Here is a 14,103-nt window from a genome sequence, read left to right as displayed (position 1 = left end):
ATCATCCTCACTTCACTTCGTGTTATCGACGAATACTTTTCAATTCAGTTTCCAAACTTCAACTTGTTTGCCTTGCAAAATCTTATTTTGAGGCAAAATTTTTGGTCCTTCAAATAATTCAAAAATTCTTTTTTTCGGCCAAAGTTTCTCATCAGTGAACTTGGGAGCGATCACTACATAACAGACATTTGTTTCTCTACAGATTTCAATTTGGTTCTGTAAATGTTCGAGGGGATATAGTTTTGTTTTCTCAGTGATAAAGAAGGAAAGATTGTATTGGGAGAAAACTATTGGTTCTTTTTTTGGAACTTTTTTTTGGTTTGTGTTAGAATCAGAAATTAAAATCGCATTGACCTTCGGTAAATCTTCTACAACTTCCGATTGTATCGATTGGTCATACCAAAACTTTTTCGATTCTGTTTCAAGTGGGAAGTGCTGGTCCATTGCATTTTTCCAAAACAAACAAGACAAAAACAAAAACACAATGGGAAGTGAAATTTGTTTTTCTGACTTTAACCAAAGGATTCCAGAATAGAATAAAAAGGGTACAATTGAATAACTATAATACGAATACACTTCATGGTGCCAAGGTCTTAATGAAAAAAAATGTGTAAGGTATATAAAACCCATTCCGAAAGACTCTGGGACCAATTGTAGAATTCCAATGCCTCCACTCACAATGATTTCTAAAAAAATTTGCACTGATTTGGTAACACTTGTTACTTGTTTGAAAGAAGAGTGGTAGTTTTGTGTTAGGATTTTAGACCAAACGAAATGAGAGTTGGATTGAATTAAATAAGGATAAAGGAAAAATACATACACCAAATATAGGGAAGTGATTCCTATTATTACTATCTGTATACTAAAAGTAGGTTGTTTCTGAAAGGAAATTAGATCCTTCCAAGTTTGGATTTTTTTTCCAACGAATAAGTCATAACATTCAAGAAAAAATCGCGGTAACAAAAAAAGGAGTAAGTAAATCCCAACGTCTTCTTTTTGTGAAAGAAAAAATAGAAGGCTTAATCCTAAAAAACAAAATCTGAAATACTTTGTCTTAATTTGTGTTTTCGTTTCACTTGTTGCCATTGATTTGAGATGTTCCCATTGGAAAAAAAAGAAAAACCCAATGACCACAACTAGAATTTCAAAATGGAAACTCGATCCTATCCGGTACAAATACAATTGGTTGGTAAGGATTACCCAAAGTAACAAAAACTTTAAAGAAAGATTTTCGTTGTTTTTTTGTTGTAAACGATATACCCAATAAAGCCACAAAATTGTTGCAAGCTGGTAGAAAAAAAATACCCCCACGGCAAGCCCGTAACGGTTGGGAACAATGCCAACAAAAGGAGAAAGGAAAAACATCCCAGGCGCAAAATGATGTCTCAGATAACTCCCGTTAAATTTTTCGTTATAATAATGACTCTCAAAGCCTTTCCCTTCCCAAACCGAAAGTAAAATATCGGAGATCCCAATATAATCGGCATCATGGAATAAAAAAGAACCAGCTAAAAAATTGGTTAGTTGGTATGCGTGGAATGTACTTGCCAAAACAAAACAGGTTCCACTAATCCCAACTAAGTATGGGAGAATTTTTTTTTGGTTTTGAATCGTAAATGGAATTTTATGGAATTGATGATTTTGATCAGACTTAAATGTTGAATATTTTTTTTTCCAAACAGTATAAATGCAGAGTGCAAGGAAAAAAAGAGATACCCCCTTTTGCAAGGGGGCATGAATGGTTTTAGGAGAAACAAAAAGAAGGGAAGTAACTAAACTAAAAAGAAAAAATAAATAAACCACTTATCGAATGAAATACAATACCTTTCTTTCGCCGATCCGTTCTCTATTGATTTCCACTCGGTTTCGGTAGTAGTATCCTTTTTCAGGGAATGTTTTAGAGAAAAATTCGAATAAGTCCATTTCAAAGACTAACATACATTCTGCGATATCGGCCGCCCCAATTTTCATAGCTAGGTTTGTATCAACCATAATATGTCTAGAATTGATAAAGTCTGGCTGGATTTCACTTGCAATGAGTTCAAAATTTGATTTGGTGATGGTTCCACCAACAGATGTTTTTTTCCCTCTGCTTTTCGCTTCTGAAATGATTTTTTTGGATACTCTTGTCACTTCTTTGTCATCTGGTTTTTTATCCATAGAAGCACTTAAGTCTGATCTAGCAGCAGTTACTTGCTGAAGCTCCTGAAAAGAAGGGGAATCAAATATATCCATTAAATTCCGGTAACCTGTGATAGTTTCCATATTGATCGATTTATTGTAGGATTCAAATTCAGAGGGTGTTAGCAGGTTTTTTAAGGTTTGGATAAAGTTTTTTAAGGCATATTCGGATTCCACCATAGGGGCAGAGATCCCAGACACACCAATCCTTTGGCAAATCCGCATATCATTTCGTGCCTCAGGTCCACCTATTTTAACGTAGAGTGGTAATATCCCTGATGTGATGGTTTTTAGGAGAGCGATTTCTTCTTCGCCCATATCTTCTGTTTCAGTTCCCGTTTTTACACAGACAAAAGAATAGTTTTCCTTCATCTCAAGTAAGGTTTTTCGTAATCCACGGATTGATGTTTCCATAAGCAGAAGATCTCCATGTATGGTATCGTCGATTCCCGAAAATAGTACAAGTCTTTTGCGCTTTTTTTCCCCCTTTCTTGACAGAAATTTCGAATTCCTTAGGTTCGAACTATGGGATTATTTTCCTCCATCTTCAAATCTAAACCAAAACCAGAATCCAAAGAACCTGAAAAAGAAGGGGCAGCCGCCTCAGGGATTTCATTTGGAATCATCGTTGTTCTTGTATTTGCTTTCAAATCTTCCATACTCGATGCAAATAATATCCCTTCAGGTTCTATGATCCCTACCTTAAAAATTGGGGACTTTTTATTCGTGAATAAAATGCGGTATTCCTTTCGCATGCCTTTCACAGAAAAAGAACTCTTTCGTATCGATGACCCAAAACGAGGTGATATCGTCACGTTTATCCCACCTGCCACTGCACTTGGACAAGAAGAATCTCGTTCTGGAATTTTTGCCAAACGATTTGTCAAACGAGTCGTGGGTTTACCTGGAGATACAATTCGGATCACTCGGAAATTTATTGAAACAACAGATCGAGGTAGGGTACATTTTGCACTGGTCGAATACAAAGAAAAGGGAAGTGTCGATTTCAAATCGTATGAACCGAAAGAAGTTCCCATTGGCAAAGAACTTTCCGATTTGGACAATTTAGAAGCAACACAAAGAGCCCTGTTTCGTGAAGTCAAACCTGGATTTGAGCACTATATCTTAGAAGGATTTGAAGACGACCGAAGAGCGCATATCTTTGAATACTGTGATTTTTTACATGGTTGTGAAATCCCAGAAGGTCAGTACATGGTCATGGGGGATAACCGTGATGATTCTCATGATTCACGAGCATGGGGATTTGTGAAACGAGAGGACATCCTTGGCAAAGCACTTGTTATTTATTTTTCAATCGACTGGAAAGATTCCACCTGCGAATACAAGGATGGTCAAGAATTAGCAGAGAAAGGTCCCGAAGTCGCAGATCGATACGAAGGTGAAGCGCTTGATCGACGTTGTCATTACTCCGAAGTTTTTTCTTCACATAATTCTCGTTATATTGGCGAAGAGTCTCGCTTTGGTTGGATTGAAAGAACACTTAGATACCGCCTTTGGAGATTAAGTGTTCGATTTGATCGCATTGGTCGAATTTTGCAGTGACAAATGAGTGAGAATAATCCTTCCCCGAAGAAGGGGGATAAATCACCTATGGCAATGGCGGGTGCTGGATTTGAATTTGTATCATCGATCACTCTTTTTGTTGTAGGTGGTTATTATTTGGATGATTACTTAAAATCAGAACCACTTTGGTTACTCGTAGGATTTTTTTTGGGTTTCATCTTTGCATTTTATTCTCTTATCAAACGTGCCAAAGAGAACGAATGATCATTTAGTTCCAAATAAATTCTTGACAAATCAACGCCTTACAAAATAAAAGAAACTGACCATGAACAATAAGACGACTTCAATCCCGTTTGGAAATAACTCCAACCTAATATTGGGTATGTCTTCTTATGTTCTCATGACTGTCGTCCTAGTCGTCGTCTCCACTTACATACGTAGCTTTCTGTCATAATTCTCACTCGTTTCCTCGGTCGACAGAAAGCATCAGTCGACGGGGAAACCACTAGAGGAGACAGAGTATGTCGAAAGAAATCACAGTTAGTCAATGTATCATTCAATTTTTAGAATCGAAAGGCATTCAATGTATTGCGGGAGTACCAGGTGGAACCATACTACCGTTATATGAGTGTTTGGCGGCATCGAAGATCAAACACATCCTTGCCAGACATGAACAAGGTGCTGGATTCATAGCCCAAGGAATTGCACGGAGTACTGAAAACATTGGAGTTGTTTTTGTTTCTTCAGGGCCTGGCGTCGCCAATCTGATCACTGCTATCGCAGATGCAGAAAGAGATTCTATACCAATACTAATTTTTTCAGGACAAGTTCCACTTTCGTTAAAAGGGACACATGCATTCCAGGAATTGGATACTGAATCCATCGTATCGACGATCGTAAAAAAGGTGTATTCTATTGAAGACCCTAATCAAATACCTTTGGTACTAAACGAAGCCTATTCACTTGCTTTCGAAGGCAAAAAAGGTCCAGTTTGGATTGATTTACCCAAAGACATTCAAACAAAACCAATTTCCATTCCAGAGTTATCCATTGGGAATAGGGTATTCAATAATTCTCAAAGATTGGAAAATCTTTGGAATCCAAATCAAAACAATTTTCATACCCAAACCATTGAAAATTTTTGTATCGAATTTGCTGATTATTTAGCCAACGCCGAATTCCCTCTGTTATACGTTGGAGGTGGTGCCAAAAAAGAATATAAACAGTTACGTGAATTTGTGAAACGATATGAAATCCCAGCTGTTACGACTCTAATGGGATTGGGTATATTTGAAAAAAATGATCCAATGAATTTGGGTATGATGGGAATGCATGGTACCATTGCGGCAAATGAGGCACTTGGTGTTTGTGATTTATTGATAGCAATAGGAGTTCGTTTTGATGATCGTGCTATTGGAAATAAGGATACGTTTTGTCCTAAGGCTAAAATCATTCACATTGATATTGCAGCAAATGAAATAGGGAAAATCAAACAACCCAATTTGAGTATTCAAAAAGACATTGCTGAAGTACTACCTTATTTACTTGAGGAACGATTTGTCGACAAAACGGTAAAAAAAGATTTAAAGAATGAAGGTTCTTTCGCTCAGATCGAAAGGTGGAAACAAATTCCTGAGATCCATCCTGCAAAAGATTTGATTCTTTCCTTAGCTTCTTCCATTTCGAAACAAGATCATTATATCCTTACGGATGTAGGTCAACATCAAATGTGGGTTGCACAGTATTACCCATTTTCAAATCCTTCGCAATGGATCACATCGGGTGGGCAAGGGACAATGGGTTTTGGATTACCCACTTCAATTGGTGTTTCTTTGGCAAATCCAAAAACACCAGTATATTGCTTTACTGGTGATGGTTCTATTATGATGAACTTACAAGAACTAGCCTCACTTAGAGAACAAAACTTAAATGTGAAAATTATATTAATGAATAATATGCATTTGGGATTGGTCAAACAACAGCAGGATTTGTTTTATGGGAATGTGTATTCTGGCTCACAGTTCCATTTTCATCCCAATTTTTCAGTGTTATGTGAAGCATTTGGTATCCCCTACACATTGTGGGAGTATGAACAAAACACCGAAATTTTGGAAACTTTTTTCCAATCAGAAGGGCCTGCTTTTGTGGAAATTCAAATTCCTTCTAATTGGGGGGTGTATCCTTTTGTTCCTGGTGGAAAATCAAACCAAGAATATATTTTGGATTTGGTGAAGGTGTAATTTAAAACTCCCATAGCAATTAATTTGATTCTATGGGAGTTTATTTATAGGATTAGATGGCTTTGTTCCCTCTCTCTCCACTACGGATTCGGATCACTTCTTCCAAAGGCATTACGAAGATTTTTCCATCGCCGATTTTACCTTCAGGTCCAGTTTTTGCTGCTTTCAAAATGGCATCAACTGTGGGTTTGACAAATTCATCATTCACAGCAATTTCCAATCGAACTTTTCTAAGTAAATTCACTTGGTATTCATGACCTCGAAAAACTTCCGTTTTCCCTTTTTGTTGGCCATAACCTTGTACATCGCTAACTGTTAGGCGATAGATTTCGTTTTTTGTTAACTCGTTTTTAACTTCTTCTAGTTTATGAGGTTGGATGATTGCAATTACTAATTTCATATATTTTACCTTATATCATATCCTTTTTCACCATGTATCTCTTGGTCAAGTCCAGTGATTTCTTTGTCTTCTTCAATTCTAAAACCAATTGTTTTTTCAATTACGAATGCAATTAAATATGAAGCAACAAAGGAATAAAATCCTGTTGCAACGACACTAATGATTTGTGCCATCATTTGACTTTCAAATGTCATTCCTTCTGCTAATTCTAATGCGAAAATTCCAGTTAAAATTGCGCCAAAAGCACCACCTGCACCGTGTATACCGAAAGCATCTAAGGTATCATCATATTTCAATTTTCCTTTTAGAAGAATTGCTAAATAACATAATGGTGAAACAAGTAATCCCATAATCAATGCACCTTTGATACCCACAAAACCAGAAGCTGGTGTGATCACTACAAGTCCCGCAACAATTCCAGAAGCCGCACCTAGGGCTGTCGCTTTGTTTGTATGATACCATTCGATGAGTAACCAACTTGCACATGCGGCAGCAGGTGCAACTAAGGTGACAAGAAATGCTCTTGCTGCAAGACCATTAACTGCAAGTCCTGAGCCAGCATTAAAACCAAACCATCCAAACCATAATAAACCAGATCCAAGTAACGTATAAGTCATGTTATTTGGGTGTGTTAAGAGACCAGGATCACCTTTTCTTTTGCCGATCACAATTGCAGCAGAAAGTCCTGCGATCCCTGAGATTAAGTGAACCACAGTACCTCCAGCAAAATCTAACGCATTCATTTTGAATAACCAACCAGAATCTGCCCATACCCAATGTGCCACTGGATCATAAACTAACGTAGACCAGACGAGAATGAATACAATGTATGCTGAAAGTTTAATTCTTTCGGCAATTGCGCCAGAAATCAGTGCAGGAGTAATGAGAGCAAACATACCTTGGAATAAAAAGTGGACGTATGTTGGAATTGAACCCTTTGTGGAATTTATATCGATTCCATCTAAGAAAGCTAAATCAAAATTCCCAATATAAGGATTTTCTCCAGAAAACGCTAAGCTATAACCAAAAATTGTCCATTGTAAGGTCATGACTATGATTGCAACAAAACTATGCATCATTGTGGATAATACATTTTTGGAACGAACAATCCCTCCATAAAATAAGGAAAGACCCGGGATCATAAAAAAAACTAAAGCAGATGAAACTAACATCCACGTTGTATCTGATTTGTCGATTGGATTGACTGTCCCTGTCTCTCCCTCTGCCAAAAGAATGTTTGGTAAAAGGATCAAGAAACAAAACAAAACAGGTCTCAAGACCAATTGTATATTCATAGTTTACTCCAAAGTAACTAGATTCGATTTCCGAAATAAAATTCGTATTATTAGGAATGGGTACAGTTTGAAAGCGAGTAAAAATCGTACAAATATGAACTTTTTTTAAGAAAAATTGAGGAATCTACATTGGGATTTGTCAGATGGATTGGTTTATGGTATTCGGTATGCATTGGGAGGCGGGTCTAGTTCCCCACCCATATCAGGGCGGGGTAAAAATATTCGCAACTTTTCCAGATACCTGTGATCTTTTTATCAGGAGGAAGCAATAAAAAGATTGAACAAAATTAAATTGTGCACAATCTAAATGATAACAAGGGAGCAAAAAATGGCCGAAGATTTTTACAAAATTAAAGTGAAACGCGGGTCTGAAGAGATACCGATGGAACAATTTAAAGATAAGGTATTATTGATAGTGAACACTGCTAGCCAGTGTGGTTTCACTCCTCAGTATAAAGGATTGCAAGAAACATATGAGCGCTGGAAAGGCAAAGGATTGGAAATTCTAGCTTTCCCTTGTAACCAATTCGGTGAACAAGAACCCGGTTCCGATGCGGATATAAAATTGTTTTGTGAAAAAACTTTTTCCACGACATTTCCAATTTTTTCTAAACTTGAAGTAAACGGTCCAAATACAGATCCGCTTTATACTCACTTAAAAAAAAGTGCACCAGGCATCTTTGGTTCACTTGATATCAAATGGAACTTCACAAAATTTCTCATTGATAAAAATGGAAACGTTGTAAAACGTTACGCCCCCATCACAAAACCTGAAGCAATCGAAAAGGATATCGAAAAACTTGTCCAAGGTTAAGAATCCCCCAGATGAGGTTCTTCTTTTGAAGAACCAAATTTGTTTTTCTTTATATTCTTCAATGCATCGTTTGATGAAGATCTACCGCCCACTTCTTGCGGCGGTGGGGCTTACTTATCCCCAATATCTTGTTATGTTGGTACTTTGGGAAGAAGAAAGAATTACTGTGAGTGGACTAGGGGAACGTCTGCAGTTGGACTCTGGAACGTTAACTCCTTTATTAAAGAGATTAGAGCAAAGTGGATTTGTAGAACGTAAGAGAAGTTCTGAAGATGAACGAGTTGTGCTTGTGTCACTAACGAAAGGTGGAAGAAATATACGTGAAAAAGCAAAGGCTATACCGGAACAGATTTTTTGTTTGTCTGGAATTGAAGAAAACCAAGCAATCCAATTAAAAAAAATTTTAGATGAACTTGGACAAACCTAAAAGAAAACTAATTTTCTGAACATAATTTTAAACTTTTTTCTTGACGTTTGATGGATTCAAAAAAAGGGTCTAACATCGTTTAGGTTCATTTTCATTCTTACCTGAGAAAGCGAAGGTTCATTACATATGTTGAGACTAATTTTGTTACTTTGCTTTTTCTTCTTTATCTTTATAATTTCCTGTAAAAATTCATTTTCAGAAAATCCATGCGATCCCAATGGTCAAAAATTTATAGACACGTTGCTATTAAAATGGGCAACTTCGGATGTCAATGCTAATTACGGTAAGATCTATGTTCCATCAGTTAAAAAAGAGATTCTTGAGTATTCGATTCCGAGTCTCGGCGTTAATTGAATCATAACAGAAAACAAAATTGTCATCACATCGGAATCTATAGTTTCTATATCTTCATAGATTGCTAATTTCAAAACTAACGGTGTTTTTGTAACAGTGAATGGGATTGAACAAATTAGTGGCATCACTTCCAATCCTTTTACGGCTCCTTTTAAATATATTGTGACCGGTGTTGATGGCAGCACAAACGAATATACGGTTCAAATGATTGCACCTCGAATTTTGGGTTCAGGTTCGCTTCGTTTGTGGTTTAAGGCAGACCAACTAGCATTAAATGATGGAGATCCAATTGCTTCCTGGTCGGATGTGAGTGGATATGGGAATCATATTTCGCAAGGAACTCCGACTCAAAGGCCAGTGTTTCGAGTGAACCAAGTCAATCGTTATCCTATTGCAGCGTTCAGGAGTTCAACAGTATCTCGAATGGATTTATCTGGGGGAGTAGGCTTGTATGTTACGAATAGCGGAAGCGTTTTTTTTTGTCCTAAGATTGGTAAATACAATTCCAGGTGGAATTACTTTATTAAATCTAGATGGTAGCCAAGGAAGAGAGATATCTATAGATCATCCAATTTCTACATATCTTGTCTGTCGAAATGGCTCAAGTTGCTCCAACATATCAGCTTTACCAATTCTAAAAAATGAATTTCTTGCGATAGATTCAGTGCAAGTGTTAGTGACTTCCGCTCGCGAATATTGGAATGGAAGTTTAAAAAACCAAGTATCTATCTCGTATGATTATTCTGGCGGTGCTAGTCCTAATACACTTTATTTAGGCAATGGAAATCTTGATGCAGATATTGTAGAAGTCCTTTATTTCAACACAGATCTTACAGAAGCAGATGTTCAGAAATTGTTTTTTTATCTGAATACAAAGTACGGGCTTTCACGTATATGGGCGAATACCTAAAATTTTCGAGTAATTATCCATCCCGGTCCAAGTTATAGTGATCAATTTCTAACATTTGTAATTAACTTGCACCAAATCTTTGTTTTGTTTTTAAATGGTCAAAATTGAAAATATTTAACAAACAAAGGTTAATCATTGTTTATGCGAAAAGTTTCCCTATGTGCATTTCTCTTACTTACGAACTGTATTGCTTTTCTAGATTTAAATGAACTCAAAAAATCAAGTAGTAGCTTAAACTACTCCCTTTTGGCTTTACTTTCGAATTCTTCAACATTTGGTAATTCAACTACAGCCATAGTCGGATCCTCCGGTGGAAGTGTCAGATCCTCTGATGGGAGTTTTGTTCTCGAAATTCCCCCTGGAGCACTTACTGAATCAAAGCAAATCACTATTACAAAGGATGCAGCCCCATCGGGAAATGTCTCAGATGGATTTGGAAAAAAAACAAATGTATTAAAATTTGAGCCTGAAGGTTTGGTTTTTTTGAAACCGGCTATTCTAACTCTATTTTATCAGCAAGGAGAAATGAAGGAAGGCGGTTTTGAAGAAAAAAGCACAGCTTTTTACTATATTAATAATGATTCCACTCTAGAAAAAACCAAAACTATTTCCATTGATTTATCGCAAAACAAACTAGTATCCGAAGTTAAACATTTTTCTTTTGGTATGGGATTGAATATACAAGTTTGGCTAGTAAACAACGGGATTATTTCGAATCCTGTTCCCGTTCTAAATATTGCAAATAACGTAATATTGGAGTTAAACGATTTTGCAATTCATGGATTTGCAAATCCTGCAGAGTATTTCCGATCGGAGGTAGCTACGCTTGGTCCATTTCTGATTAAATTAGTTTCTATTCTTGGTTATGACCCTATCAGTGTGGCTTTTCCGAATGAGGATTTTGATGGAGACGGAGTTCCAAATAGCGAAGACCCTTATGTTCTTTCGACTGGATCTCAAATATTGGTTATTTCTTCTGGCGCTAGTGTCGTCAGTGCAAATAATGGTGCGATCAATTCGACACAGTTTATTTGGAAATCTTCTAAATCCGGTAATTATACAATACGAAAAGGAGGAAATAATTGTACATCAGGTACAATCGTTTCATCAGGAACAGTATCTAGTGAAGTACATAACACATTTGGCCCAGTTGTTGCTGCAACAGACCTAAGTCTCGGGTCAAATACGTTTCGAATTTGTGTTGTTAGCTCAAGTATAACTAGCGCTATTGTTCAAACGTTTACAAGGGATGATTCAATTCCGACGGTTTCGATAAATCCAGAGGGTGGGAATTATGGCACGCCACAGAATGTATCGTTAACTTGCAGCGATACAGGTGGGGCTGGATGTTCTGCGATTGCCTATACGACAAATGGCACTACACCGTCATTTTCTTCCTCTTGTTCAATTACAAACGGAAATTTATTTACGACACCTATCTTGACGCAAGATAGTAACGTGACTTTGATAAATTATAGATCATGCGATCATGCTGGAAATGTTTCTCAAATTTATTCAAATACGTATTCAGTTGATTCCGTTCTGCCTTCAGTAACCATCAATTCAGTTCTTCCTGGCACTGTAATTTCTGGTAATATTAATCCACAAGTCAATTGGCAATCCAATAAAGATGGGAATTATAAGATTGTTATTGGAGCTGACTGTAATGCAAGTGTTTTGGCAACCGGAACAAATGTTAGTGGGATTGCTACGAACGGAATTGCTGTTAATAGTGTCGTAAACTCAGGTACCCAATTATTAGATGGAAATAGAAAGATAAATATATGTGTAGCAAATTTAATCGGAAACATTGGAACATCATCCGCTACTATATTAGTGGATAGTATGAATCCAACATTGACGGTTACACCGGCAGGTGGAGTCTATTCTACTCCACAAACAGTCACTGCAATTTGTTCCGATTCTTTGTCAGGATGTCAAAAAATCGCATATACTACTGATGGAACCGATCCTGCTTTTGATGTCTCTGGAAGTATCGTTAACGGTAGTTTATATATTGGAACATTGACAACACCTAATCATTACCGTTTTATTGCTCGAGATTTTGCAGGTAATCTTTCCGATATTTTTAAAGTAAACTATTCTTTACCAGATTCAACTCCACCGACTGTCTCCATTCAAAATTTGAGAAATTTAGGAACTGTTCAATCTGGATTTTTGGTTGGAAATGCCACTGACGATACATCTGTATCATTAGTTGAAGTCTCTATTGATTCAGGTGTTTATGTTGCCGCTACTGGGACAAATTCATGGAAATTCAAATTACCATTTGGATTGAATACTTGGAGAGACAGTTCGTTACATACGATAAGTGTTCGAAGTAAAGACATCGCAGGAAATTTTTCTACGATTTCAACAATATCAGTTAGAAAAGGAATCAATAAAGATTTCAATGGTGATGGGTATTCAGATGTAATTGTAAGCGCATATAGCTCGAATAATCAACAAGGAAGGGTATATATCTTTCATAATTCAGGATCAGCAGGAATAACGGAAAATTCGCTCTCGTCTGCAAATACAATAATTGCCGGTTCAGTGAACAATGAATTATTGGGGTATACAGTCGGGACAGGGGATTTTAATGGCGATGGATATGCAGATGCAATGATAGGTGCTATTGGTGCAAATTTAAGTAAAGGTAAAGTTTATATTTTTCATAGTCAAGGCACATCAGGAATTCCATCAACGAACACAATATTTGCGGATTCAGTATTATCAGGTGAAGATAGTAGTGATCCAATTGGCACAGCTCTAGCATCGGGAGATTTTAATGGCGATGGATATTCTGATGCAATTCTAGGAGCGTATAATAAATCTAAGGCATATATTTTCCTTAGTTCAGGAAATTCTGGTGTTTCATCTCGGTTAACTGCAACTGCAGATACAAAATTAACCGGTGTTCAAACTCAAGGAGTCAGTGCTTATTTTGGAATTTCCATCTCTACTGCAGACATGAATGGAGACGGATTTGCTGATGCGATTATAGGTGCAAGCGGGTATAACAGTTTCCAGGGTCAAGTTTATGTCTTTCACAGTTCCGGTCTTTCTGGCATACCTTCAGGAACCGCTAATTCTGCCAATGCGACTTTAACTGGCGAAGGAAATGGTAATATATTCGGTCGAATGGTTCTAGTTGGAGATTTTAATGGCGATGGAAAAATGGATATTCTAGCAAATTCCATTGGTGCAAACTCGTACCAAGGTAAGGCTTATGTTTTTCATGGCACAACCAATGGGATTGTATCTGTTGGTGCCGCATCCGCAAATTCATTGATTCTAGGTGAAGGTGGTTTTTTTGGTTATAGTGGTTCAGTGGGAGATTTCAATGGTGATGGTTATTCTGACGCTTTGATTGGAGCAAATGAATTCAATTCTAGGCAAGGAAAGATATATATTTTTCATGGGAGTGCTTCTGGTATTACGGCAACTTCAGTTAGTTCTGCAAATTTAACCATTCTTGGAGAAACTGTTGGAAGTAACTTCGGTGAGCCCACTGGAGTTGGAGATTTTAATTGTGATGGTTTTATGGATTTAATTGTTGGTAGCTGGTTTTATAACTCATATCAAGGTCGCGCTTATATCTTTTATAGTAATGGTTCGGAAGGTATAAAGATTAATAGTGCAAATGCTGCTTCAGTAATCTTCACAGGTAATTTAGCCAATGATCGATTCGGTATAGTGAGTCAGTAGAATAAATTAAGACTCTTTTTGCCTTAACAACCTTGGTTTATAAACCAAAACATGAACTTTCTATCACAAAAAAACGGGAAGTGGCGAATTCTGCAATACAAACCAACAAACATATGATATACGGAAGCCATTGGGTGGCGGGTGGATAACCCCACCCAGTTCGATTTGGGCGGGGATCTATACCATTCTATCCCCCAAAAACCCCCTCCCATTCCTTCTTGCGCCTTTATCCCAGGCAATCCACTCT

At 37.1% G+C, this 14,103-nt stretch carries 12 protein-coding genes; 7 read left to right on the top strand and 5 right to left on the bottom strand.

Annotated features, from left to right (window positions below; translation table 11 throughout):
* Nucleotides 1–39 precede the first annotated feature (39 nt).
* A complete protein-coding gene (locus EHQ43_RS06650) occupies nt 40–1,551 on the bottom strand; it encodes a DUF2079 domain-containing protein (RefSeq protein ID WP_244242678.1) in 1,512 nt (503 codons plus the stop codon).
* 252 nt (nt 1,552–1,803) lie between these two features.
* Nucleotides 1,804–2,595, bottom strand: coding sequence for an aldolase (locus EHQ43_RS06645; protein ID WP_135741192.1), 792 nt, complete (start codon nt 2,593–2,595; stop codon nt 1,804–1,806).
* A gap of 111 nt (nt 2,596–2,706) precedes the next feature.
* Between EHQ43_RS06645 and lepB the strand changes: the two genes are divergently transcribed.
* The 3 genes from lepB (at nt 2,707) to ilvB (ending at nt 5,945) form a co-directional block, all read left to right on the top strand.
* Complete coding sequence (gene lepB, locus EHQ43_RS06640) at nt 2,707–3,744, top strand: signal peptidase I (protein WP_135741193.1); 1,038 nt, start codon at nt 2,707–2,709, stop codon at nt 3,742–3,744.
* Between the two features lie 3 nt (nt 3,745–3,747).
* Nucleotides 3,748–3,969 carry an AtpZ/AtpI family protein gene (locus EHQ43_RS06635; protein WP_135770453.1) on the top strand — a complete coding sequence of 74 codons (222 nt, stop codon included), beginning with the start codon at nt 3,748–3,750 and terminating at the stop codon, nt 3,967–3,969.
* Nucleotides 3,970–4,226: 257 nt separating this feature from the next.
* The gene (gene ilvB, locus EHQ43_RS06630) at nt 4,227–5,945 is read left to right on the top strand and encodes a biosynthetic-type acetolactate synthase large subunit (protein ID WP_135770452.1); all 1,719 of its coding nucleotides are present in this window, start codon (nt 4,227–4,229) and stop codon (nt 5,943–5,945) included.
* 52 nt (nt 5,946–5,997) lie between these two features.
* Here ilvB and EHQ43_RS06625 read toward each other — a convergent pair whose 3' ends face one another.
* Nucleotides 5,998–6,345, bottom strand: coding sequence for a P-II family nitrogen regulator (locus EHQ43_RS06625; protein ID WP_002975072.1), 348 nt, complete (start codon nt 6,343–6,345; stop codon nt 5,998–6,000).
* Nucleotides 6,346–6,350: 5 nt separating this feature from the next.
* Entirely contained in the window at nt 6,351–7,640 is a 1,290-nt protein-coding gene (locus tag EHQ43_RS06620) for an ammonium transporter (RefSeq protein ID WP_135754593.1), read from the bottom strand.
* Between the two features lie 328 nt (nt 7,641–7,968).
* Between EHQ43_RS06620 and EHQ43_RS06615 the strand changes: the two genes are divergently transcribed.
* Both EHQ43_RS06615 and EHQ43_RS06610 read left to right on the top strand, forming a co-directional pair.
* On the top strand, nt 7,969–8,454 hold the full coding sequence (locus tag EHQ43_RS06615) for a glutathione peroxidase (RefSeq protein ID WP_135741197.1): 486 nt from the start codon (nt 7,969–7,971) through the stop codon (nt 8,452–8,454).
* Nucleotides 8,441–8,881, top strand: a complete 441-nt coding sequence (locus EHQ43_RS06610) for a MarR family winged helix-turn-helix transcriptional regulator (protein WP_135770451.1) — start codon at nt 8,441–8,443, stop codon at nt 8,879–8,881. Before EHQ43_RS06615 ends, EHQ43_RS06610 begins: the two co-directional genes overlap by 14 nt.
* 290 nt (nt 8,882–9,171) lie before the next feature.
* On the opposite strand, the gene EHQ43_RS19705 is transcribed toward EHQ43_RS06610, so the two are convergent.
* The gene (locus EHQ43_RS19705) at nt 9,172–9,420 is read right to left on the bottom strand and encodes a hypothetical protein (protein ID WP_244242677.1); all 249 of its coding nucleotides are present in this window, start codon (nt 9,418–9,420) and stop codon (nt 9,172–9,174) included.
* 266 nt (nt 9,421–9,686) lie between these two features.
* Here EHQ43_RS19705 and EHQ43_RS19700 point away from each other — a divergent pair, with 266 nt between their 5' ends.
* Nucleotides 9,687–10,145 carry a hypothetical protein gene (locus tag EHQ43_RS19700; protein ID WP_244242676.1) on the top strand — a complete coding sequence of 153 codons (459 nt, stop codon included), beginning with the start codon at nt 9,687–9,689 and terminating at the stop codon, nt 10,143–10,145.
* Between the two features lie 141 nt (nt 10,146–10,286).
* Nucleotides 10,287–13,856 (top strand): beta strand repeat-containing protein, encoded by a 3,570-nt coding sequence (locus EHQ43_RS06600; protein WP_135770450.1) that lies wholly within the window; start codon nt 10,287–10,289, stop codon nt 13,854–13,856.
* The last annotated feature ends 247 nt before the right edge of the window (nt 13,857–14,103 follow it).

The sequence above is a fragment of the Leptospira bouyouniensis genome (genome assembly GCF_004769525.1).
GTDB lineage: Bacteria > Spirochaetota > Leptospiria > Leptospirales > Leptospiraceae > Leptospira_A > Leptospira_A bouyouniensis.
This window is presented reverse-complemented; position numbering and strand designations above follow the sequence as displayed.

Bases quoted from the DNA above. Each gene is read 5' to 3' on its own strand.
- EHQ43_RS06645 (WP_135741192.1), bottom strand. From the start codon at position 2,595: ATGGAAACATCAATCCGTGGATTACGAAAAACCTTACTTGAGATGAAG.
- lepB (WP_135741193.1), top strand. From the start codon at position 2,707: ATGGGATTATTTTCCTCCATCTTCAAATCTAAACCAAAACCAGAATCC.
- EHQ43_RS06635 (WP_135770453.1), top strand. From the start codon at position 3,748: ATGAGTGAGAATAATCCTTCCCCGAAGAAGGGGGATAAATCACCTATG.
- ilvB (WP_135770452.1), top strand. From the start codon at position 4,227: ATGTCGAAAGAAATCACAGTTAGTCAATGTATCATTCAATTTTTAGAA.
- EHQ43_RS06625 (WP_002975072.1), bottom strand. From the start codon at position 6,345: ATGAAATTAGTAATTGCAATCATCCAACCTCATAAACTAGAAGAAGTT.
- EHQ43_RS06620 (WP_135754593.1), bottom strand. From the start codon at position 7,640: ATGAATATACAATTGGTCTTGAGACCTGTTTTGTTTTGTTTCTTGATC.
- EHQ43_RS06615 (WP_135741197.1), top strand. From the start codon at position 7,969: ATGGCCGAAGATTTTTACAAAATTAAAGTGAAACGCGGGTCTGAAGAG.
- EHQ43_RS19700 (WP_244242676.1), top strand. From the start codon at position 9,687: ATGTTACGAATAGCGGAAGCGTTTTTTTTTGTCCTAAGATTGGTAAAT.
- EHQ43_RS06600 (WP_135770450.1), top strand. From the start codon at position 10,287: ATGCGAAAAGTTTCCCTATGTGCATTTCTCTTACTTACGAACTGTATT.